19 protein-coding genes and 2 pseudogenes are annotated in these 20,404 nt (G+C 65.7%); 7 read left to right on the top strand and 14 right to left on the bottom strand.

Annotated features, from left to right (window positions below; all coding sequences use genetic code 11):
• Positions 1-26: 26 nt before the first annotated feature.
• Positions 27-1,931 (top strand): sensor domain-containing diguanylate cyclase, encoded by a 1,905-nt coding sequence (locus WN73_RS07490; RefSeq protein WP_271552208.1) that lies wholly within the window; start codon positions 27-29, stop codon positions 1,929-1,931.
• A 13-nt stretch (positions 1,932-1,944) separates the two neighbouring features.
• Here the strand turns inward: WN73_RS07490 and WN73_RS44530 are convergent.
• Together WN73_RS44530 and WN73_RS44525 are read right to left on the bottom strand one after the other, a co-directional pair.
• Positions 1,945-2,139 (bottom strand): annotated as a pseudogene (locus tag WN73_RS44530) (autotransporter outer membrane beta-barrel domain-containing protein); the annotation flags it as partial.
• A 259-nt stretch (positions 2,140-2,398) separates the two neighbouring features.
• Positions 2,399-3,466 (bottom strand): annotated as a pseudogene (locus WN73_RS44525) (autotransporter-associated beta strand repeat-containing protein); the annotation flags it as partial.
• A gap of 884 nt (positions 3,467-4,350) precedes the next feature.
• Here WN73_RS44525 and WN73_RS07480 point away from each other — a divergent pair.
• Entirely contained in the window at positions 4,351-5,382 is a 1,032-nt protein-coding gene (locus tag WN73_RS07480; protein WP_028173559.1) for a helix-turn-helix domain-containing protein, read from the top strand.
• Positions 5,383-5,492: 110 nt separating this feature from the next.
• Positions 5,493-6,116, top strand: a complete 624-nt coding sequence (locus tag WN73_RS07475; protein ID WP_028173560.1) for an HAD family hydrolase — start codon at positions 5,493-5,495, stop codon at positions 6,114-6,116.
• 24 nt (positions 6,117-6,140) lie between these two features.
• Here WN73_RS07475 and WN73_RS07470 read toward each other — a convergent pair whose 3' ends face one another.
• The 6 genes from WN73_RS07470 to WN73_RS07445 form a co-directional block, all read right to left on the bottom strand.
• Positions 6,141-7,109, bottom strand: a complete 969-nt coding sequence (locus WN73_RS07470) for an ABC transporter ATP-binding protein (protein WP_011084175.1) — start codon at positions 7,107-7,109, stop codon at positions 6,141-6,143.
• On the bottom strand, positions 7,106-8,101 hold the full coding sequence (locus WN73_RS07465) for an ABC transporter ATP-binding protein (RefSeq protein WP_028173561.1): 996 nt from the start codon (positions 8,099-8,101) through the stop codon (positions 7,106-7,108). The genes WN73_RS07470 and WN73_RS07465 overlap by 4 nt, the downstream gene beginning before the upstream one ends.
• Positions 8,101-9,018 carry an ABC transporter permease gene (locus tag WN73_RS07460; RefSeq protein ID WP_028173562.1) on the bottom strand — a complete coding sequence of 306 codons (918 nt, stop codon included), beginning with the start codon at positions 9,016-9,018 and terminating at the stop codon, positions 8,101-8,103. Before WN73_RS07460 ends, WN73_RS07465 begins: the two co-directional genes overlap by 1 nt.
• On the bottom strand, positions 8,984-9,943 hold the full coding sequence (locus tag WN73_RS07455; RefSeq protein ID WP_011084172.1) for an ABC transporter permease: 960 nt from the start codon (positions 9,941-9,943) through the stop codon (positions 8,984-8,986). Before WN73_RS07455 ends, WN73_RS07460 begins: the two co-directional genes overlap by 35 nt.
• Positions 9,944-9,972: 29 nt before the next feature.
• Positions 9,973-11,763, bottom strand: coding sequence for a peptide ABC transporter substrate-binding protein (locus tag WN73_RS07450; RefSeq protein WP_028173563.1), 1,791 nt, complete (start codon positions 11,761-11,763; stop codon positions 9,973-9,975).
• A 262-nt stretch (positions 11,764-12,025) separates the two neighbouring features.
• The gene (locus WN73_RS07445; RefSeq protein WP_028173564.1) at positions 12,026-13,444 is read right to left on the bottom strand and encodes a M20 family metallopeptidase; all 1,419 of its coding nucleotides are present in this window, start codon (positions 13,442-13,444) and stop codon (positions 12,026-12,028) included.
• A 293-nt stretch (positions 13,445-13,737) separates the two neighbouring features.
• Between WN73_RS07445 and WN73_RS07440 the strand changes: the two genes are divergently transcribed.
• From WN73_RS07440 to WN73_RS07430, 3 genes are all read left to right on the top strand, one after another.
• Entirely contained in the window at positions 13,738-14,709 is a 972-nt protein-coding gene (locus WN73_RS07440) for a S1C family serine protease (protein WP_028173565.1), read from the top strand.
• A 28-nt stretch (positions 14,710-14,737) separates the two neighbouring features.
• Complete coding sequence (locus WN73_RS07435) at positions 14,738-15,805, top strand: phospholipase (protein WP_161536657.1); 1,068 nt, start codon at positions 14,738-14,740, stop codon at positions 15,803-15,805.
• Between the two features lie 85 nt (positions 15,806-15,890).
• Positions 15,891-16,097: a hypothetical protein gene (locus tag WN73_RS07430; protein ID WP_027544339.1), complete on the top strand. Its 207-nt coding sequence runs from the start codon at positions 15,891-15,893 to the stop codon at positions 16,095-16,097.
• 81 nt (positions 16,098-16,178) lie between these two features.
• Here WN73_RS07430 and WN73_RS07425 read toward each other — a convergent pair whose 3' ends face one another.
• From WN73_RS07425 to WN73_RS07405, 5 genes are all read right to left on the bottom strand, one after another.
• The gene (locus WN73_RS07425; protein WP_060910142.1) at positions 16,179-16,838 is read right to left on the bottom strand and encodes a DsbA family protein; all 660 of its coding nucleotides are present in this window, start codon (positions 16,836-16,838) and stop codon (positions 16,179-16,181) included.
• Positions 16,839-16,925: 87 nt separating this feature from the next.
• Positions 16,926-17,648: an LrgB family protein gene (locus WN73_RS07420; RefSeq protein ID WP_011084166.1), complete on the bottom strand. Its 723-nt coding sequence runs from the start codon at positions 17,646-17,648 to the stop codon at positions 16,926-16,928.
• Positions 17,645-18,028: a CidA/LrgA family protein gene (locus WN73_RS07415; protein WP_271552206.1), complete on the bottom strand. Its 384-nt coding sequence runs from the start codon at positions 18,026-18,028 to the stop codon at positions 17,645-17,647. Before WN73_RS07415 ends, WN73_RS07420 begins: the two co-directional genes overlap by 4 nt.
• Positions 18,029-18,072: 44 nt before the next feature.
• Positions 18,073-18,549 (bottom strand): PaaI family thioesterase, encoded by a 477-nt coding sequence (locus tag WN73_RS07410; RefSeq protein WP_028173569.1) that lies wholly within the window; start codon positions 18,547-18,549, stop codon positions 18,073-18,075.
• 3 nt (positions 18,550-18,552) lie between these two features.
• Positions 18,553-18,981, bottom strand: coding sequence for an acyl-CoA thioesterase (locus WN73_RS07405; protein ID WP_271552205.1), 429 nt, complete (start codon positions 18,979-18,981; stop codon positions 18,553-18,555).
• A gap of 111 nt (positions 18,982-19,092) precedes the next feature.
• Between WN73_RS07405 and WN73_RS07400 the strand changes: the two genes are divergently transcribed.
• Complete coding sequence (locus WN73_RS07400) at positions 19,093-19,641, top strand: TetR/AcrR family transcriptional regulator (protein ID WP_011084162.1); 549 nt, start codon at positions 19,093-19,095, stop codon at positions 19,639-19,641.
• Between the two features lie 147 nt (positions 19,642-19,788).
• Here WN73_RS07400 and WN73_RS07395 read toward each other — a convergent pair whose 3' ends face one another.
• Positions 19,789-20,286, bottom strand: coding sequence for a hypothetical protein (locus tag WN73_RS07395; RefSeq protein WP_028173572.1), 498 nt, complete (start codon positions 20,284-20,286; stop codon positions 19,789-19,791).
• Between the last annotated feature and the right edge of the window lie 118 nt (positions 20,287-20,404).

Raw genomic sequence — 20,404 nt, 5'->3', positions numbered from 1 at the left:
GTTTGCACCGAAATGGAGCAAGCCTGATGAATACGGGCCGCGACCTCGGGAAAACGCGTCTTCCGCTCTGGGCGGCGGGTTTCGTCATGCTGACTTGCTTCGCCATCCTGGGCCTGAGCGGCTGGCGCGAATGGGAAACGCGCAATGCCGAGCTCAGGACCGCCGAAATCGACGTGACCAACCTCGCGCAATCGCTGATCCAGCATGCGGACGACACGTTCGAACTCGTCGATACCATCCTCGTCGGGCTGGTCCATCGGCTCGAGCTCGATGGAACGGGTCCGGACACCATCGCAAAGCTCCAGACCTATCTGCCGACCCGCAAATCATCGGACCGCATCCGCGGCATCTTCGTCTATGACGAGACCGGCCGCTGGCTTGCCACGACCGAGCAGGTCGACTTCTCCAAATTCAACAACAGCGACCGCGAATATTTCCAGCGCCATCGCGACTCGCCGGATCCGGGCACACTGATCGGACGCCCCGTCAAGAGTCGGGCCGGCGGCCAGTGGATCATCACCGCATCTCGCCGGGTCAATCACCCCGACGGCAGCTTCGCCGGCGTTGCCCTGCTCACGATCGACGTCAGCTATTTCGTCAAGTTCTACGAGCGCTTCGACCTCGGTCCGCACAGCTCGGCGTCGCTGCTGAACAACGACGGCATCATGCTGGCGCGCAGTCACGACGAGAGCGGCGCCTTCGTCGGACGCGACCTGTCCAACGCGCCGTTGTTCAAGCAATGGAAAAGCCGTCCGGCTGCGGCAGTCTACTATTTCAAGTCGCCGCTGGATAACGTGCAGCGGCTCAGCTACTACCAGCGCAGCAGCCGCTATCCCCTGATGGTGCTGGCGAGCAAGTCGCAGGACGACGTGCTGGCCCCTTGGCGCCGCGCGGCGGGTGCACGCATGACCGTTGTCGTCGGCCTCGTCCTGCTGATCGCGGCGATCGGCTTTTACATGGTCCGTCAGCTCTTGCAGCGGCAGCGCATGGCGCAGGCTCTGATCGCCAAGGAAGCCCATTTCCGCCTGCTGGCCGAGCAATCCAGCGACATGGTGACCCGGATCGGACTGGACAACCGGCTGATCTACGTTTCTCCGTCATGCGCGCGTATCATCGGCTGGTCTTCCGACGAACTCCTGGGGACGTCGGCCGTGGCCGGGGTTCACGCGGAGGACATGGAACGGGTCGAGCAGGCCATTGCCGCGCTGAAGAATGGCGAGGCCGAGGAGGCGAGGTTCGTCTACCGTCAGCGCCATCGCGACAAGGGCGAGATCTGGGCCGAGTCGGCCCTGCACGTGACCCGGGCGTCCGACAGCGGCGAGATCGACGGCGTCGTCGCGGTGGTGCGCGACATGACCGAGCAGAAGGACTTGCAGAACAAGCTCGCCTCGCTCGCGGCGACCGACGGCCTCACCGGGCTCGCCAACCGGCGCGCATTCGATGAGCGCCTCGCGGACGAATGGGCCCGCGCCCGCCGCGATGGCACCCAACTCTCGCTCCTGCTGATCGACGTCGATCATTTCAAGGCGTTCAACGACCATTACGGACATTTGGCCGGCGACGGCTGCCTGCGTGCGCTGGGGCGGATCCTGTCCGCTCATCCCCGGCGGCCGGCCGACTTCGCGGCGCGCTACGGCGGCGAGGAGTTCGCCGTGCTGTTGCCTAACACCGACGCCGACGGCTGCGCCAGGGTCGGCGAGGAGATTCGCGGTGCGTTGCGCGACCTCGCCATGCTGCATGCACAGAATCCGCCCTCGCGGCTCGTCACCGCGAGTGTGGGCGGCGCGACGGCGTTTCCATCCGAGACCACGACCGACTCCAGCGCGCTGGTGGCGGCCGCCGACCGCGCGCTCTATGCCGCCAAGGACAGCGGCCGCGACCGGCTGGTGATGTCGGGACAGGTCGTGCCCTGGCCCGCGAGGAGCGCGTGACGCAGTCGCCGGCCTACCAGGCGTAGCGAACGCTGCCCTTGCCGGCGTAGCTGCGGGTGACGTTCGAGAACTCGCCTTCGAAGCTCGCCGCCGCGGACCAGCCGCTCAGCCAGCTCATCTCCACGGAAGCCGTGGTGAGCGCGGAGTCGCGAGCCTGCGCAGCGCCGTTGACGACGAAGCTCGCGCCCGGCAGCGCCTGGAAGGTCGCCGGTCTTGGTCAGCGCGAGCGATCCCGCACCGTCGCGGATCGTCCCCGAAAAGATCTTGGACGTGTTGTCGCCACCGGCGGTCAGCGTGGCGGCGCCGCCGCTGTTGCTGACCGTGCCGGCACCTGCGAGCGAGCCGATCACATTCGAGAAGCCGGCGAGATCGAGCACGGCGCCGCCGGCGACCGTGACCGCGGAATTGCTGCCGAAAGCGCTGGTCGATCCGGCCTGCAGCGTGCCCGCGTCCACAATGGTCGGCCCGCTGTAGGTGTTGGCCCCGGACAGGATCAGCGTTCCGGCGTAACCGTTCGCTTCGTTGACGACGACGTCGCCGGAGCCGGACAGAACACCCGTGAGATTCACCGTGTTGCCGGTGAGAACGTTGTAGGTGGGATCACCTGTCGCGACGATGTTGTTGCCGACGCTGAAGCTGCCGTTGAAGTTCACGGTCACGCCCGTCGTGCCGCCATTGAGCGTCAAGGCGCCGCTGCCAAGCGCGGTGCCATTGCCGACGACAAGCGTCGTGCCCTCGTTGATGGTGGTGCCGCCGCTATAGGTATTGGCGCCCGAGAGCGTCAGCGTGCCGCCATTGCTCTTGGTGATCGCGACACTGCCGCCCTGGTCGGCGGCGTTGGTCCCGCCGCCGGGATTGCTGCCGCCGGAGCCGATATAGTCGGTGATGCCATTGGCAATGGACTGGTTGCCAGAGCCAAAGCCGAGCACGGTGCTCGTCCCGCCGGTGCCCTGGAAGAAGATGCCGGAGCCGAAGGCCGAGCCGTTGCCGCCGCCGTTGAGGCCCGTGCCGCCCGAAACGCTGCTCGTCGTTTGCGAAAGATCGCCCTGAACGGCCACCGTCCCGCCGCTCTGCACGAAGATGGCACCGCCGGCACCGAGGCCACCACCACCGGAGTTGGATCCGGTCCCACCACTGCCGCCATTGCCGGCGCCAAAGCCGCCGCTCCCGGCAGCCGTGATCCCGCCGCCGCCGCCTCCCCCGAAGCCGCCGGCACCGCCGGTCGAGGTGGACAATCCGGCTGCCGAGCCACCTCCGCCGCCGTAGCCGCCCGAACCGCCCGTTGTTGCTCCGCCCGCATTGGCACCGCCACCGCCACCGCCAAAACCGCCCGCGCCTCCAGCCACGGGCCCCCCGCCGGACGAGCCACCGCCGCCACCGCTGGCGAAACCACCGGCGCCTCCGGTCTGGGGACCACTACCGCCGTTATGCACCCCACCGCTCGAACCGCCGGTAGTGCCCGAGCTGTTGGCGTCCGAGCCGACGAATAGTCCACCGCCTCCAGCCGGAGTCAGAGGATAGGACTTGCCGCCCATGCCGCCCCCGCCGCCCACCTCTCCGAAGTTGTCCACGACGCCGCCGCCCTTGGCCTGCGTGTTCGAGACGGCGACGTTCGACAAGGTCAATGCGCCGTTGCTGGAAACGAAGACCGCGCCGCCGAGTCCGGCGCCGGCACCGGAGCCCAAACCGGCTCCGCCCTGCGCCACCGCATTGGCGATGGTCAGGCTCTTCAGTGTCACCGAATAGGTCGAGCCGGTGGTCCCGGCATCGCCGATGAAGAACGGCCGGTAGGTGCCGGCGCCGCTGATGGTCGGGTTGTTACCATTGCCGTCAATGGTGATGTTCTTGGTGATGATCGGCAGCTCGCTCAGGAGCGTGATGGTACCGCTGACCTGAAACAGGATGGTGTCGCCGCTCGTGGCGCTGGCGATCTCCCCCCGCAGGCTGCCGGCGCCGCTGTCGGCCGTAGAGGTCACCACCAGCGTCGCTGCGCGCGCCGCACCGGACAGGCCGAAGAACGATGCCATGACCGCAACACTTGCGAGCGCTGCACACCGGCGTGCACCAAGCCGAAGGCTCGTCTGCCCGATCGACAGGCACGAGGGCGGACGCAATCTGGTCGTCACGAAGAGCCTCGGACGCAAGCTGCGTGGCAACGCTGGTGATCTCGACGCGTCGTTAGCAGACTGGACACCTGCACAATGTGCCCGGTGTCTCAGGCGTGGATTTCGGTGAACAGTGATGCATGTGCGGCACATCGAGGCCGCGCGCCCGCAGCCTCGTCGAACGCCCTCATCGTCCGACGTCGCTTGCGTCCTCGTTGCCGAACCGCTACATGCGGGGGCGATGCTGGTCTGCTGCCGGGCTCAGAACATTAAGGCGCGCGACCTCGTCGAGGCGTGATGCGGACGAGACGGCGGTGAACAAGACGATGCTGGCGGACGACCCCGAACACGGGCCGAGCGCGCTGAGACAGTTGCGCGCGATGACCGTGGACATCTGCGATGTCATTGCGCTCACCGACGAGAACGATTTCCACATCACCACCACGACAGTGATGGCCGGCAACGCATTGCTGGTCGATTCTCGCGCCACGGACCTCGAATACGACCGGACGCCTGCGCACATCGCACGCGGCGGCCTCGACCACTATCAGATGACCCTCTGCATCGAAGGCGAGATGCGGTTCAGCTCCGGTCGCCGCGAGGTGACGTTGCGGCCCGGTGACATTTGCCTGCTCGACATGGCGCAGCCGAACCGGACGGTGTTTCGCGGCGGTAGCGGACGCACCCACCTGATGGCAATCATCGTGCAACGGTCGATGCTGGCGCCACGGCTCGCGCATCCGGATTCGGCGACGGCTACCCTGTTGCCGTCAGACCACCCTCACGCGCGCCTGCTCGCAAGCCATTACGCAGCGCTTGCGCTGCCGCCTGAGCCAGAGGCGGGCAGCGTCGAGGCCACGATCGAGGCCATCGCCGACATCGTTGCCGCGGCTGCGGGCGGTACGGCCGACATCGCCGAAGGCGTCGAGCGGGCCGAGCGACATCTTTATCTGGCAATGATCAAGCGCCGCATCGCGGACAATCTCGAGACCGACGCGCTCGGCGTAAGCGAGCTCTGCCGCCATTTCCAGATTTCGCGCGCGACGCTTTACCGGCTGTTCGAGGCAGATGGCGGGCTGGCGCATTACGTGAGAGAGCAGCGGCTCAATCTCGCCTTTCAGCGGCTGTTGTCGCCGGCGGCGCAGGACAAACGTCTAATCGACCTCGCTGTCGGCTTGCGGTTCAGCAGCGACTCCACCTTCATCCGGGCGTTTCGCCGCAAGTTCGGCCTGACGCCGGGCGAGCTCAGGGAGCTGACCGACACGTGGCTCCGCGAGACCGGAGCGATCCCGGCTTTCGATACAGTGTTGCACCAGCTGGCCCGCCGCCGCGCATCACGATCGTAGAGGTGTCGCGCTCATCTCGGAGCTCGGCCCGGCCTGGATTTGTCGTCCACGTTCCAGCGGGATATGACTACGAATCGACCGGACATTTAAGCCAATCCGAGAGTGCTACCGTGACTGACGCGATCAAGCTCGTCCTCTTCGACATGGACAATGTCCTGTGCAACTACGACAGGGGACAGCGTGTGGCATGCCTGGCGGAGCTCGCGGGATCGACCAGCGAGCTCGTCCACAAGGCAATCTGGGACAGCGGATTCGAGCTGCTCGGCGATTCCGGCGCTCTCGACGCCCCTGACTATCTGCGGGGCTTTGGCGAACGCATGGGCTATCCGCTGTCGCTCGACGAGTGGGTGGAGGCGCGGCGCCGCTCGATGCAGCCCGATCACGCGATGCTGGAGATTGCCCGACGTCTGCGCAAGACCGTCGATATTGCCGTCCTGACCAACAATACCACGCTGGTCGCCGACCACATCGACACGCTGCTGCCGGACTTGCGGCCGCTGTTCGGCTCCCGGATCTACACTTCGGCCCAGTTCAAGACGGCAAAGCCGGACCCGCGCTGCTATCGCCGCTGCCTGGCCGAGCTCGACGTGATGCCGCAGACCGTGCTGTTCGTCGACGATCTCCCGGCCAATGTTGCCGGCGCGCGCGAGGCGGGCCTGTTCGCGCATCACCACACGTCGGTGGAGGCTTTCAGGCAGGCCCTCTCGGCGCACGGCGTGCTTCAGGGCGAATGAATACGCCTTCCGCTTTGCCCGGCCTCAGGCGAGATGGCACGCCACGAAGTGACCGCCAGCGCCCTCCTTCAGCTCGGGCGCGCTCTCCGCGCAGCGCGGCTGGGCGATCGGACAGCGGGTGTGGAAGTGGCAGCCTGACGGCGGCTTCATCGGGCTCGGCACGTCGCCCTTGAGGCGGATGCGCTCACGCTTGAGCTTGGGATCGGGCACCGGCACCGCTGACAACAGCGCCCTGGTGTAGGGGTGCTGCGGGTTGCGGTAGAGGTCGCTGGCTTTCGCCAGCTCGACGATGCGGCCGAGATACATCACCGCGACGCGGTCGGAGATGTGCTCGACCACCGAGAGGTCGTGCGCGACGAAGAGATAGGTGAGGTTCAGCTCGGCCTGGAGATCCTCCAGCAGATTGATGACCTGCGCCTGGATCGACACGTCGAGCGCGGAGACCGGCTCGTCGCAGACGATCAGCTTCGGCTCGACCGCGAGCGCCCGCGCGATCACGATGCGCTGGCGCTGGCCGCCGGAGAATTCGTGCGGGTAGCGGCGCATGTGCTCGGCCTTGAGGCCGACCTTGACCAGCAGGCTCGCGACGCGCTCCTCCCGCTCCTTGGCCGATGAGCCGAGCTTGTGGATGACGAGCGCCTCGCCGAGAATCGTACCCACCGTCATGCGCGGATTGAGCGAGGCAAACGGATCCTGGAACACGAGCTGCATGTTCCGCCGCATCGCGCGCAGATCGTTGCCGCCGAGCTGGCGCACGTCCTGGCCGTCGAAGGTGACCTCGCCGTCGGTCGGCTCGATCAGGCGCAGCACGCAGCGCCCCGTCGTCGACTTGCCGCAGCCGGATTCACCGACGAGACCGAGCGTCTCGCCGCGATTGACCGAGAACGACACGCCGTCGACCGCATAGACGCTGCCGACCTGGCGCGACAGCAAGCCGCCGAGAACGGGGAAATGCTTCTTCAGACCGCTGACGCGGAGCAAGGGTTCGCTCATGACGCGGCTCCCAACTGCGTATCCCCCAGGTGACAGGCCATGCGGTGGCCGGGCGAGACCTCGCGGAGCAGCGGCTCCTTCTCGGTGCAGACGTTCATCGCGAACTTGCAGCGCGGCGCGAAGCGGCAGCCGACCGGCGGATTGATCAGGATCGGCACCGAGCCGCCGATCGCCTCCAGCCGCGTCTTGTGCTCGCTGTCGAGGTCGATGCGCGGGATCGAGCGGATCAGGCCTTGCGTATAGGGATGGCGGGGATCGGCGAAGAGATCGTCGACGCTCGCCTCCTCCACCACCTTGCCGGCATACATCACGACGACGCGCTGCGCGGTCTCGGCGACGACGCCCATGGCATGGGTGATCAGCATCACCGCCATGCCGAAGCGCTCCTTCATGTCCTGCAAGAGGTCGAGGATCTGGGCCTGGATGGTGACGTCGAGCGCGGTGGTGGGCTCGTCGGCGATGATCAGCTTCGGCTTGCAGGCGAGCGCCATCGCGATCATCACGCGCTGGCGCATGCCGCCGGAGAACTGGTGCGGGTAGTTGTGCACGCGGCCTTCGGCGTTGGGGATCTGCACCAGCTTGAGCATCTCGATGGTGCGTTCGAGCGCCTGCTTCTTCGTCACCGCTTCATGCCGGCGCAGGCTCTCGGCGATCTGCTCGCCGACGGTGAGCACCGGGTTGAGCGAGGTCATCGGCTCCTGAAAGATGAAGCCGATCTCCTTGGCGCGGATCTCGTCGAGCTGATTGCTCGTCAGCGGCACGAGATCGCGGCCTTCGAAGATGATCTGGCCGGCGGCGATGCGGCCGGGCGGCATCGCGATCAGTTTCAGGATCGACATCGCCGTCACGGTCTTGCCGCAGCCGGACTCGCCGACGACACAGAGCGTCTCGCCGCGGTTGATGGAGATGTCGACGCCGTCGACGGCCTGCAGGATGCCGTCGTCAGTGGAGAAATGGGTTTTCAGGCCCTTGATCTCGAGCAGCGGCGCCATCAGATCACCCGTCGCGCATCGAGCGCGTCACGCAGGCCGTCGCCGATGAAGTTGATGGCGACCACCGCGATGAAGATCGCGCCGCCCGGAAACAGCGCCCAGTGCGGACCGATATCGAGGAAGTCCTTGGCGTCGTACAGCAGCCGCCCCCAGGTCGGGGTGTCCGGCGGAAAGCCGAGGCCGAGGAAGGACAATGTCGATTCCGCGATGATGGCGGCGGCGACGTCGATGGTGCCGGCGATGATCACCGGACCGAGCGCGTTGGGCAGGATGTGGCGCACCACCTGCCGCACCGGGCTGGCGCCGAGCGCGCGCGCGGCCTCGACGAACTCCTTCTCGCGGATCGACAGGAACTGCGCGCGCACGAGGCGGGCGACCGGCATCCAGCGCAGGCCCCCGATCACGAGCACGATCAGGATGAAGATGCCGCCTTCGGGGCCGAACGCGGCCTTGAGCCCGTCGCGGAACAGATAGATCAGCAGCAGCAGCAGCGGCAGCTGCGGCAGCGACAAGAAGAGATCGGTGAGCCACATCAGCCCGTGACCGACCGCACCGCGCGACATGCCGGCAAGCGCACCGATCAGCGTGCCCACGAACACCGAGACCAGCATCGCGGCAAGGCCGACCGCGAGCGAGATGCGCCCGCCATAGATCATGCGGGCGAGGATGTCCTGCCCGAGATCGTCGGTGCCGAAGGGATGGGCGAGCGAGGGCCCCTGCATGCCCGCCACGATGTCGATGTCGTCGATCTTGACCCGCCAGACGAAGGGGCCGGCGACCACCGCCAGCACCAGAATGAGGAGCAGGAACGCACTGACCACGGCAAGCTTGTGGCGGCTATAGCGCCGCCACGTCTCGCGCCAGGGCGAGTAGACGCGCCGCTCAGCGGAGGGAGATGCGAGGGTCAAGCCAGCCATACAGGACGTCCGCGATGAGATTGAACAGGACCACAAGGCACGCGAAGACGAAGGTGACGGCCATCACCACCGGCGTGTCGTTGGAAAGGATGGAGGAGATCAGCAGCGAGCCGATGCCGGGGATGCGGAAGATCTGCTCGGTGACGATGGCGCCGCCGAACACCGCCGGCATCTGGAGCGCGATCAGCGTGACGACCGGGATCATCGCATTGCGCATCACATGCTTGACGATGACCTTGGCCTGCCCGAGTCCCTTGGCGCGCGCCGTGGTGACGTAGTCGAGCCGGATCACGTCCAGCATCGCCGAGCGCACGAAGCGCGTCATCGACGCCGCCTGGAACAGGCCGAGCACCGCCACCGGCATGATCGCCTGCCGGATCATCTCGAGCACCCAGCGGATGCCGGTGGCCTTGATGTCGCTGGAATAGACGAAGGGCAGCCAGTCCAGCGTGACCGAGAAGATCAGGATGAAGAGGATGCCGGTGAAGAAGGTGGGCAGCGAGAAACCGACGAAGGCCAGCACGTTGGCGATCTGGTCAAACAGTGAATACGGCTTGGTCGCCGCGTAGACGCCGACCGGAATCGCGATCAGGAGCGCCAGGATCTGCGCCGAGCCGATCACATAGAGCGTCGCCGGCAGGCGCTGGAGGATGAGCGCATCGACGTTCATCCGGCTGACGAAGGAAAACCCCCAATCGCCATGCGCCATGGCGGAGAGCCAGTGCAGGTAGCGCAGATAGATCGGATCGTCGAGGCCGAACTTCGCCCGAAGCGCGGCAGCGACTTCGGGCGGTACGTTCGGATTGGTCGCCAGTTCCGAAAACGGATCGCCGGGGGCGAGCGCCAGCACGACGAACAGCACGAGCGAAATGCCGAGCAGGCTCGGAATGGCGATCAGCAGGCGACGCAGGACATATTGACTCATAGGGAAAGACCCCGCCTAGGCCTGCGCGATCATACCTCCCGGTACCAGTCGAACAGGTTGTCGGTCTCGTTCGCCCAACCGCTGACCACGCAAACCAGGTTGTTAGCAGCGGCCTCCACCTTCAGGCGATGCTGCACCGGGATGAACACGGTGTCCCCGATCAGGATATCGTTAGCCTTGATGTAGAGCGCCGCGCGCTTGACCGGGTCCATCTCGCCTTCCGCGGCCAGGATCGTGTCGTCATACTCCTTGTTGACGTAGCGCGGGAAATTCTGTCCCTGCCACTTGTTCTCCTTGGTCGCCACATTCGCCGACATATAGCGCCGCATGTGCTGGGACGGATCCGGCTGGCTCATCGGGATCTGGAACATCTCCATGTCGGCATAGAACTTCGGGTAGATGTCGGGATTGCCGGCGTCGGAGGAGAAGAACACCGAGGCGACGACCGACTTCAGCTCGACGTCGATGCCAGCCTTCTGGCAGGCCTGCTTGACGATGGCCTGGGTCTTCTGGCGCGGGCCGTTGATCGAAGTCTGGTACAGAAGCTTCAGCTTCTTGCCGTCCTTCTCGCGGATGCCGTCCGCACCCGGTTTCCAGCCGGCGTCATCCAGCATCTTCGACGCCTTCTCGATGCTGAATTCCCAGCTCGTGTTCTTGGAGACGAACTTTTCGGGGCCGTTGAGGAAGTTCGCCGTGGTGCGGCCTGCGCGGCCGTAGATCACCTTCTTCACCGCTTCACGATCGACCAGCATCGCCAGCGCCTTGCGTACGGCGGGATCGGAGAACAGCGGGTGCTTCGTCTTCATCGAAGAGCGCTCGCCATCGACCTCGGTGTTCGGGTCGGTGAAATTCAGCGCGATGAACTCGGTGTCTCCGCCCACGGCGTAGATGGCCTTGCCCTTGCCGCCCTTCTCCAGGCGCAACAGCACGTCGTCTTCGACCTGGATGTTATAGCCGAAATCGTATTCGCCGGTCTGGATCACCGCGCGCGCCGCCGAGACGGCATCGCCGCCGCCCTTCATTTCGAGCGTGTCGAAATACGGACGGTTCGGCATGTGATAGTCGGGATTGAGCTCACCGCGGACGAGATCGCCCGGCTTGAACTCGAGGAATTTGTACGGGCCGGTGCCGACCGGCGAGAGGTTGTTCGGCGCCTCGCGGGACTTCGCGCCTTTGTAATCCGCGAACAGATGCTTGGGGATGATGGTGTTCGGAGCCCCGACGAAAGCATCGGCCCAGAACGGCGTCGGCTTGTTGAAAAGGATGCGGACGGTGAGGTCATCCACCTTCTCGACGACGATGTCGCGATAGGTCGCAATGGTGACCGCGGAGGTCGCGGGATCCTTGGCGTATTCCCAGTTGAACACGACGTCGTCGGCGGTGAACGGCTTGCCGTCGTGCCATTTGACGCCGGGCTTAAGCTTCCAGGTGACCGACTTGCCGTCGGCGGCGAGGCCGCCGTTCTGGATCGACGGGATTTCGGCGGCCAGAACCAGCTTCATGTTGCCGTCCGGATCCCAACAGGCAAGCGGCTCGTAGAACAGGCGCGAACCGTCCTGGTCCTTGGTGCCGGTGGCGAAATGCGGATTGAGCAGGGTCGGCCCCTGCCACCACAGCAGCTTCAGTGCGCCGCCGCCGCCGCGCTTGGTCGGCTTGTAGGTCGAAACGCCTTCCGCCATGGCGACGCCGCCCAGCGCGAGGATCTGGTTGGCCAGCGGTGCGGTCAAACCGACAGCGGCAAGACGCTGGATGAAGGCACGGCGATCCATCCGTCCGTCCTTCACTTGGCCGATCATCGAACGCAGTTCTTTATCCAGCATGGTTTGTCCCCCGTCTGGTTCCCGAATGGATGCAGGCGGCCGCGATGCGACCGCCGGGTTTTGTCTGGCCGTAGATGGCACACCGAATAGGCCGCCCGTCAACTGCGACTGTGTGTATGCAAACGGTGTTCTGGCTGTCCGTTGGGCAAAACTGCGTTCCGCAGCCCAAGCGCTCGGCAATCCGGCGTCAAAACAAGCCGGAATCCACGTTGCACTGCAGAAAATTTGTTCGCCGGATCAGACGAAGTATCGAGACGAAATTCTACACCACGGACATATCCAGTGGCGGCGCGACGTGGTCCGGCAGCGGACAGACGTAAGGTGTCTTGGCTGTTCGCCTCGCAAGGTCGGCTTTCGCGGCCTTGATCAGCTCCGGTTCCGTGAGCGCCTTGATGCCGATACCCGCCATCGCCTTGGCCGCCTGCACCATGGCCTTGTGGGCATGCGGGCTCTTGCCCTGCGCCACCACCTGCCAGGTGTGGAACGGCGTGCCGATTGCAACCGTCGGTGCGTGAACCTGCACGGTCGGCACCACCCAGCTCACGTCGCCAACGTCGGTCGAGCCGACCAGCGGGTTGCGCTTGGCATCGAGCGGCACCAGGAAGTCGGCCAGCGGCCGATCGGTCGGCTCCATCCCGATCGCGTAGTAAACCGAGGCAATGTCCTTGTCGGTCAGCGTCGATCGGATCTGGGTGGCAAACCCCTTGTCCGCGTCGTCGAAATGCGGCGGTCCGAGCTCTTCCATGACCCGATGTAGCGCCTGCTCCAGCGGCGTATTCGGCAGAATGTTGGAGACCGCGGAGATGATCTTCATCTCCACCTTGGTCTCGGTCATCAGCGCCGCGCCGTCCGCGATCTTGCTCACGCGGCCGACCAGCTCGTTCATGCCGGGCAGATCGCGGGCGCGGATCGAGTAGCGCACGCGCGCATGCGCCTGCACCACGTTGGGCGCAATGCCGCCGGTGTCGAGCAGCGCGTAATGCACCCGCGCGTCGCTCGGCATGTGCTCGCGCATGTAGTTCACGCCGACATTCATCAGCTCCACCGCATCGAGCGCGGAACGGCCGAGATGCGGCGAGGCGGCCGCATGCGAGGTGCGGCCTGTGAAAATGAAGTCGGCGCGCGTGTTCGCGAGCGACGGCGTCACCGCCACTTCCCAGAAGCTGTGCGGATGCCAGGTGATGGCGACGTCGGCATCCTCGAACGCGCCGGAGCGCACCATGAACGCCTTTGCCGCGCCGCCTTCTTCAGCCGGGCAGCCGTAGTAGCGCACGCGGCCCGGCACCTTGTTCTCGTCGAGCCAGTCCTTCACCGCGGTCGCGGCGAGCAGCGCCGCAGAACCGAGCAGATTATGACCGCAGCCATGGCCATGGCCGCCGGTCTCGACCGGACGATGTTCCGCCACGCCCGCCTCCTGGCTGAGGCCCGGCAGCGCGTCATATTCCCCCATGAAGGCGATGACCGGTCCGCCCTCGCCCCACTCGCCCATCAGCGCGGTCGGGATGCCCGCGACGTTCTCGGTGATACGGAAGCCCTGATGGCGCAGTTCGGCGAGATGCTCGGCGGCGGACCGCGCCTCGGTGTAACAAACCTCCGGCATGCCCCAGACCTTGTCGCTGAGGTCGATGAAACGCGCCTTGATCGTGTCGACGCCACGCCAGATGTCGCTGCGGTTGTCCATGTTTCGGTCCGTGATCTCTTGGTCAAACGAAGCGGCAATGGTTAGCAGCTTCATTACACGGCGCCTAGCACCTCGCCGGACAGCAGCCATGCGGCGGATGCCGGATCGAAGGACCGCCGGGCCGCCGACCGCGCGCGAAACGGTCCCGCGCCTTTCGAAGATTTCACACGGCGTTCTGCGGAATAGTTGGGAAACGAGGCTTTCAAGACGGCCTTCTCCGGCCTAAATTATCCATGCTTCGCGCGTCGTTCCGCTAGCCACGGCGGAGCGATGCACTCAGCCAGGAGAACTCCATGCCCGCCCTGACCGAATGGAGAGTGCCGCCGGCCAATCAGCCGCGTGCGAGCGATTACGGTTTCGATCTCGACCGCGCGCTCGCGTCCGTCGTCGGCCTGCACGCCATCATCCCGCCGGACGCGTTCAGCGCCGAGACGCTGGGCACCGAGCGCGCCGGCAACGGCGTCGTCATCGACGACGGGCTGGTGCTGACCATCGGCTATCTCATCACCGAGGCGGAATCGGTGTGGCTGCACCTCGCCGACGGGCGCGTCGTCGAGGGACATGCCCTCGGTTTCGATTCGGTCACCGGCTTCGGCCTCGTGCAGGCGCTGGGTGAGCTCGACGTCGAACCCTTGCCGCTCGGCAGCTCGGCGGAGACTCGGGTCGGCGACCGCGTCGTGGTCGGCGGCGCCGGCGGCCGCACGCGATCGGTTGCGAGCCAGATCGTGGCCAAGCAGGAATTCGCCGGTTACTGGGAATATCTGCTGGATGAGGCCGTCTTCACACATCCCGCGCACCCGAACTGGGGCGGCACCGGCTTGCTCAACGAGCGCGGCGAGTTGATCGGCATCGGCTCGCTCCAGCTCGAGCGCGAACGCGACGGCAAGGCCGAGCATGTCAATATGATCGTGCCGATCGACCTGTTGAAGCCGATCCTGGAGGATCTGCGCAAGTTCGGCCGCGTCAACAAGCCGTCGCGACCCTGGCTCGGGCTCTATTCAACCGAGATCGACAACCGCGTGGTGGTGATCGGGATCTCCGCCAACGGGCCGGCCGCCCGCGCCGAGCTCAAGACCGGCGACGTCATCCTCGCCGTCGACGGCGAGAAGATCATCAGCCAGACCGCCTTCTACAAGAAGATGTGGGCGCTCGGCGCCGCCGGCGTCGACGTGCCGCTCACCGTGCATCATGAAGGCGTCACCTTCGACGTCACGGTGACTTCGACCGACCGCTTCAAGCTGTTGAAGGCGCCGAAGCTGCACTGACCGGCCGAACTGAAGCAAGGAAGCGGCGATGACCGAGGCCGTCGTTGACGACATCGTGGCCGTGCTGCCGCCGCTGCTGAACGCGCTGGAGGCGCTCGGCTTCTTCACCCGTCACCTGCATCCGCCGGCCTTCGCGTCCGTGATGAACGCGATCGGCGCGCCGGACGACGCACTGCAAGCCGCACATTCGGCGATCGGCACCTGGCCTGAACAATTCGCCGGCTTGCGCGACCGGCTCGATGGTGCCTGCAACGAGACGCTCGCCGCCTTTGCCGGCATTCGCGAGGTCGAGCGCGGCAACGGCGATCTCGTCGCCGTCTTCCGCGCACTGCGCCACGTACCGCGCGCGCTGGAGGCGCTTTATCCGCTTGCCGTGCAATTTCCGCCGGTCAGCAGCTTCTTCCTCAACGCCGCGAGGCGCGAGGACGAAATTCTGCTGGCACGGCTCGAGGCTGGCGCGGGCGAGCACAGTGGCATCTTCCACGATCACAACGAGCCCGGCAGCCGCGGCGGCTTCTCGGTCTATGTCCCCGAATATTATTCGCCGGAGCGCGCGATGCCGCTGGTGATGGCGCTGCATGGCGGCAGCGGCAATGGCCGTGGATTCCTGTGGAGCTGGCTCCGCGATGCCCGCAGCTTGGGTGCGATCCTGGTGGCGCCGACTGCGACCGGTCAGACCTGGGCGCTGATGGGCGACGACACTGATACGCCCAACCTCATGCGCATCCTCGAGACTGTGCGCAGCCGCTGGTCCATCGACGGCTCGCGCATGCTGCTGACCGGCATGAGCGACGGAGGCACGTTCTGCTACGTCAGCGGGCTCGATGGCGCATCGCCCTTTACGCATCTCGCGCCGGTGTCGGCGACCTTCCACCCGCTGATGGCGGAGATGGCGGATGCTGCGCGCCTGCAGCGCCTGCCGATCTTCATCACCCACGGCAAGCTCGACTGGATGTTTCCTGTGCAGACCGCGCGACAGACGCAAGCGGCGCTCTCCGCCGCCGGCGCCGACGTCGTTTATCGCGAGATCGACGATCTCAGCCACACCTATCCGCGCGAGATCAATGCGGAGCTGCTGGCGTGGCTGAACGGATAATGAACAACCTCTCCTTAGATGCGCCGCATGGCCGCGGAACCATCGCGCCGTGCCGACGTTATCGGCGCGACACCGGAGGTTCGCTATGAAGACTTTTTTCGGAATGATTTTGGGCGCGCTGCTTCTCGCGGGCGGCGTCTATGTCTATGACTCCATGCAGACCTCATCCGTCGCCAATGGCGAGGTCGCGACCACCAATCGCACCATTGTGAACTGGGATGTCGCAAAGGCCGACTGGGATGCCCTGCGCGATCGCGCGCACAAGGACTGGGTCCGCATCTCGTCGAAGTAACGTCGCTGACATCATGAACAAGGCGCCGTCGCGGTCCGCGGCGGCGCCTTCGTATTGGGCGTGTCAGTTGCGGCGAGCGCCTTAGTTCATCTTGGCCTTGCGCGCGTCGGCGATGACCTGCTCGAATTCGGTTATGCTGAGCACGCCGGGCACGCGGTACTTGCCGACAATGAAGGCCGGGGTGCCGCGGAAGCCGAAGGCTTCGGCCTGCTCGTTGTTGCGCTTGAGGATGGCGTCGATGTCCTTGGCGTGGTCGGTGAGATCGCGCTTCAGCCGGTCCATGTCGACGCCGGCAGCCGCCAGAAGCTCATTGATGCGCGGCTCGGTCAGGCGCGAGCTGACGCCCATCATGGCGTCATGGGCCTGATGGTACTTGTCTTGGAATTTCGCCGCGAGCGCGATCCGCGCCGCCGTGACCGACACCGGCCCGAGGATCGGCCAGTCCTTCATCACCAGCCTCACCTTGCCGTCGTCCTGGACGACCTGGCGCAGCTCGGGCTCGAGCTTGCGGCAATAGGGGCAATTGTAGTCGGACCATTCGACGATGGTGATATTGCCCTCGGGATTGCCGGCGACAGGCGTGTCGGGATCGCGCAGCACCTTGGTTTCGGTCAGCACCTCGTCATCGGCGGCCGCTGCCAGCGCCGAGGTGATACCGCCCGCCGCGAGGGCGCCCGCCCCGATCAGCGTCAGCGCGGCGCGCCGCGTCGGCACAAGGCCCTTATTCCTGAATCCAGCCATATCTCGTCCCATTTCGGTCCCATCCCCCCAAATACGGTTGGGGACCGGGAAGTGTTACGCCTCATATAGAGTGTCGCAGCGGCGATGTCATCGCACCAGCAGCGTGACCGCCAGCGGGACCAGGAACGAGGTCACCAAAGCGTTCAGGCTCATGGCGATGCCGGAAAAGACGCCGGCGATCTCGTCGACCTGGAACGCGCGCGCGGTGCCGATGCCGTGCGCGGCAAGGCCGGCGGCAAATCCGCGCGCCCGGAAATCGGTGACGCCGGTGCGGTTCATCAGCGGCGTCACGATGATCGCACCCATGATGCCGGTGAGGATGACCGCAACCGCCGCCAGCGAGGGATCGGCGTGCAGAGATTCGGCGATGCCCATGGCAACGCCGGCCGTGACCGATTTCGGCGCCAGCGACAGCACGACGTCGCGCGGCAGCCCGGCGAGCTCGGCCAGCAGCACCACCGACACCACCGCCGTGACCGAGCCGGCAACGAGCGCTACCAGCATCGGCACGATGGATGAGACCACGCGCTTGCGGTTCTCGTAGAGCGGCACGGCGAGCGCGACGGTGGCGGGCCCCAGCAGGAAATGCACGAACTGCGCACCGGCGAAATAGGTAGTGTAGGAGGTGCCCGTTACGAGCAGGAACACACCGATGATCCACATCGCGTGCAGCACGGGATTGGCGAGCGGATGGCGCCGGCTCGCCAGCGACACCGCATCCGTGCTCGCATAGACCAGCAGGGTCACGGTCAGCCACAGCAGCGGGGACTGCGAGAGATAGACCCAGAGCGAGAACGGGTTGTCCTTCATCGGGCGTCCTGTTGCCTCAGGAGGCGGCTGACGAGGCGGAAGGCGAGCACCGTCGCAAGCAGCGTGACAACCACGGAGAGCGCGAGCACGAGGATGATGGCGACGCCGTGCGATGCGAGCAGATCGAGCTCCTGGACGACGCCGACGCCGGCCGGCACGAACAGCAGCGACAGATGAGCCAGCAATCCCTTGCCGGCGGTCTCTACGCCGCCGTTGCGCAACGGCCCGCGCGCCAACAGCGCAAGGCGGTCGCGCGCGAGCAGCAGGATCAGCAGCAGCAGCAGGCCGAGCACGGGTCCCGGCAGCGGCAGGCCGAGGCCGCGCACGACGGCTTCGCCGATCAACTGGCAGAGCAGGATGAGGCCGAGGCTTGCGAGCATGACGAACGCATCAAGGGATGCGCCGGCAGGCTTGTCAATCGCCGCTATGCGCGGGACGCACGCACCTCGGGCGAAGCCGCAACGCGGGGCAGCATCGCCATCAGGGTGCCGGTCATGGTGGCGATCAGCGTGGTCTTGCCCTCGTGCTCGGCAAAGGCCCTGGCCTCGCAGAAGGTCAGCGTGCGGCCGGGCTTGACCACCTCGGCCTTGAAGACGAAGCGCGTGCCGCGGGCAGGTGCGAGCAGCGTAGTCTTGAACTCGACGGTGAGGATATCGGCCTTGTGCGGCATCAGGGTGAAGGCGGCAACGCCGCAGGCATTGTCGAGCCCGGCCGTGATGATGCCGGCATGGATAAATCCGTTCTGCTGCGTGAATTCAGGCGAATGCAGCATCGCCAGCTCGACCTCGCCCGGCCCAAGGCGGACGATCGTGATGCCGAGCGTGCGCATCGCCGGCTGGCCGTCGAACATGGCGATGGCCGCGGCGCGATAGCCCGGGTTTTTCGGCTCGAACGCGGTCATGGCTCAAGCCTCGGCCGGTTCGGCAAGATGCCTCAAAGCGGCGTCGCGGATGGCATCGGTGAACGGCGCGGACCTTCGCAGCTCACGGTCCATATGCACGCCCGTGATCTCGCAGAACGCAGCGATCTCGCCGATCTCGGCGTTCGTCATGTCGTGCCGGAAGCGGATCGACTTGTCGCGAACCTCGAGCAGGTGGCTGCGGATCTCGACGATGTCGCCGGCCAGCAGCTCCCGCTTGTAGGTGATGTTCTGCTGCACGGCGGCCATGCCGCGACCGGAGCTGCGCAAGTAGCTAGGCGTCAGCCCAAGGCGGGCGAACAGATTCCAGTTGGCCTCGTCGAATTTGCCGACATACCACATGATGTTCATGTGGCCGACATGATCGCATTGCCACGGATAGACCGTGCCGCGATAGGTTGCCTCCTGCTCCATCGCAATTTCTCCCTGCGCTTTTCTGCCCCTTGATTGTTGATACGGTAGCGTATCAGGGCCTCGCCGCGTTAGCAATACGGTACCGTATCAAGAACCGGATGGGCTTTCTTCATGAGCGACGGCAAGGGCGATGTCTGGGTCGAGGCGGGATTTACCGAGCTCGCCCGCTCGGGGGTCGAGGGGGTGCGGGTCGAGGTGCTCGCCAAGAACCTCGGCGTCACCAAGGGCGGCTTCTACCGCCGCTTCGCCGACCGCGCCGCGTTGCTCGCGGCCATGCTGGAGCGCTGGCGCGAGGGGCGCACGGCGGCGATCGCGCAGCAGACGAGCCTCGACGGGCAGGCGCCCCGCGAACGGCTGAAGGCGGTGATCCAGCTCTACTCCGAGCGGCTCAACCCGGAAGGCATGGCGATCGAGCTGGCGATCCGGCAATGGGCCCGTTCGGACGAGAACGCCGCGGCGGCGGTGGCGAGCGTGGATGCGGCGCGGCTCAAGCACGTCGCCGAACTCTATCGCGCGACCGGCCTCGAGGCCGAGGAGGCCGAGGCGCAGGCCTTCCTGTTCTACTGCTTCATCTTCGGCCAGAGCCTGCTGTTCGTCGAGCGCGGTCCGCGCAAGCGATCGCAGCTCGTGGCGAAATCGGCCGAGAAGCTGCTGATCTAAAGCGCGATGCGATCAGGACGAATCGCCATCGCGCTTTAGACCATTGTTTGAGCATGATCTTTCCGGAAAACCGCTGTGTAGTTTTCCGGATCATGCCTCAGCCGAAATGGCCGGAGCCTCGCTCCGGCCATCGCGTCAAGTCGAAGCTCAGGCGGCGCCCTTCAGCTTCTTGTTGCATTCGCTATAATAGCCGCCGCCCTTCTCGATCCACTTCATGCCGCCATTGCCGTTGGTGGTCTTGTTGGCGTTGTACTGGTCGACGCAGGTGTGCAGGCGGGCCTTGCCGGCAGTTTCCTTGGCGTATTTCGGATCGATCGCGTTCGGATAGATCGCGGGACCGGCAGGCAGGCTCGGCGCCGGCGCGGCGGCGGGGGCTGCCTCCTTCTTTGCCTGCTTCGGCTCTGCAGGAGCGGCGGGCGCAGCCGGAGCAGCCGCGGTCGGCGCAGCGGCAGGCGTCGCGTCCGCGCCGCACTGGGCCTTGCGGAAGTCATTCCACTTCATGGTGCCGAGCGAGCCGTCCTTCTTGGCCGCCTGATATTTCGCGCTGCACTCCTGCGAGGTCAGCGCCTGTGCCGGCGCGGCGGCCACCAATGCCGCGACACCCGACGCCACGATCGCACACAACAATTTTGTCTGAATGGTCATCCCTAGGTCTCCTCCTTGGTCTTCCCCGACGGAAGTTAAACGAGGATTGCTATCCTAGCGTGCCGGTCGCTTGCGACAAGGATGCGATGGCTTTCGCCGCCAAAATATAGTGATCCCG

This window comes from Bradyrhizobium sp. CCBAU 45394 (genome assembly GCF_028128655.1).
Classification (GTDB): Bacteria; Pseudomonadota; Alphaproteobacteria; order Rhizobiales; family Xanthobacteraceae; genus Bradyrhizobium; species Bradyrhizobium diazoefficiens.
Note: the sequence above shows the minus strand (reverse complement) of the source record. Positions and strands in the feature narration are given on the sequence as shown.

What these genes read in the sequence shown, in the direction of transcription:
- WN73_RS07470 (WP_011084175.1), bottom strand. Translation starts at nt 7,109, where the DNA reads ATGAGCGAACCCTTGCTCCGCGTCAGCGGTCTGAAGAAGCATTTCCCC.
- WN73_RS07405 (WP_271552205.1), bottom strand. Translation starts at nt 18,981, where the DNA reads ATGGAGCAGGAGGCAACCTATCGCGGCACGGTCTATCCGTGGCAATGC.
- WN73_RS07415 (WP_271552206.1), bottom strand. Translation starts at nt 18,028, where the DNA reads ATGCTCGCAAGCCTCGGCCTCATCCTGCTCTGCCAGTTGATCGGCGAA.
- WN73_RS07435 (WP_161536657.1), top strand. Translation starts at nt 14,738, where the DNA reads ATGACCGAGGCCGTCGTTGACGACATCGTGGCCGTGCTGCCGCCGCTG.
- WN73_RS07450 (WP_028173563.1), bottom strand. Translation starts at nt 11,763, where the DNA reads ATGCTGGATAAAGAACTGCGTTCGATGATCGGCCAAGTGAAGGACGGA.
- WN73_RS07400 (WP_011084162.1), top strand. Translation starts at nt 19,093, where the DNA reads ATGAGCGACGGCAAGGGCGATGTCTGGGTCGAGGCGGGATTTACCGAG.
- WN73_RS07465 (WP_028173561.1), bottom strand. Translation starts at nt 8,101, where the DNA reads ATGGCGCCGCTGCTCGAGATCAAGGGCCTGAAAACCCATTTCTCCACT.
- WN73_RS07460 (WP_028173562.1), bottom strand. Translation starts at nt 9,018, where the DNA reads ATGGCTGGCTTGACCCTCGCATCTCCCTCCGCTGAGCGGCGCGTCTAC.
- WN73_RS07410 (WP_028173569.1), bottom strand. Translation starts at nt 18,549, where the DNA reads ATGACCGCGTTCGAGCCGAAAAACCCGGGCTATCGCGCCGCGGCCATC.
- WN73_RS07425 (WP_060910142.1), bottom strand. Translation starts at nt 16,838, where the DNA reads ATGGCTGGATTCAGGAATAAGGGCCTTGTGCCGACGCGGCGCGCCGCG.
- WN73_RS07490 (WP_271552208.1), top strand. Translation starts at nt 27, where the DNA reads ATGAATACGGGCCGCGACCTCGGGAAAACGCGTCTTCCGCTCTGGGCG.
- WN73_RS07420 (WP_011084166.1), bottom strand. Translation starts at nt 17,648, where the DNA reads ATGAAGGACAACCCGTTCTCGCTCTGGGTCTATCTCTCGCAGTCCCCG.
- WN73_RS07430 (WP_027544339.1), top strand. Translation starts at nt 15,891, where the DNA reads ATGAAGACTTTTTTCGGAATGATTTTGGGCGCGCTGCTTCTCGCGGGC.
- WN73_RS07395 (WP_028173572.1), bottom strand. Translation starts at nt 20,286, where the DNA reads ATGACCATTCAGACAAAATTGTTGTGTGCGATCGTGGCGTCGGGTGTC.
- WN73_RS07445 (WP_028173564.1), bottom strand. Translation starts at nt 13,444, where the DNA reads ATGGACAACCGCAGCGACATCTGGCGTGGCGTCGACACGATCAAGGCG.
- WN73_RS07455 (WP_011084172.1), bottom strand. Translation starts at nt 9,943, where the DNA reads ATGAGTCAATATGTCCTGCGTCGCCTGCTGATCGCCATTCCGAGCCTG.
- WN73_RS07440 (WP_028173565.1), top strand. Translation starts at nt 13,738, where the DNA reads ATGCCCGCCCTGACCGAATGGAGAGTGCCGCCGGCCAATCAGCCGCGT.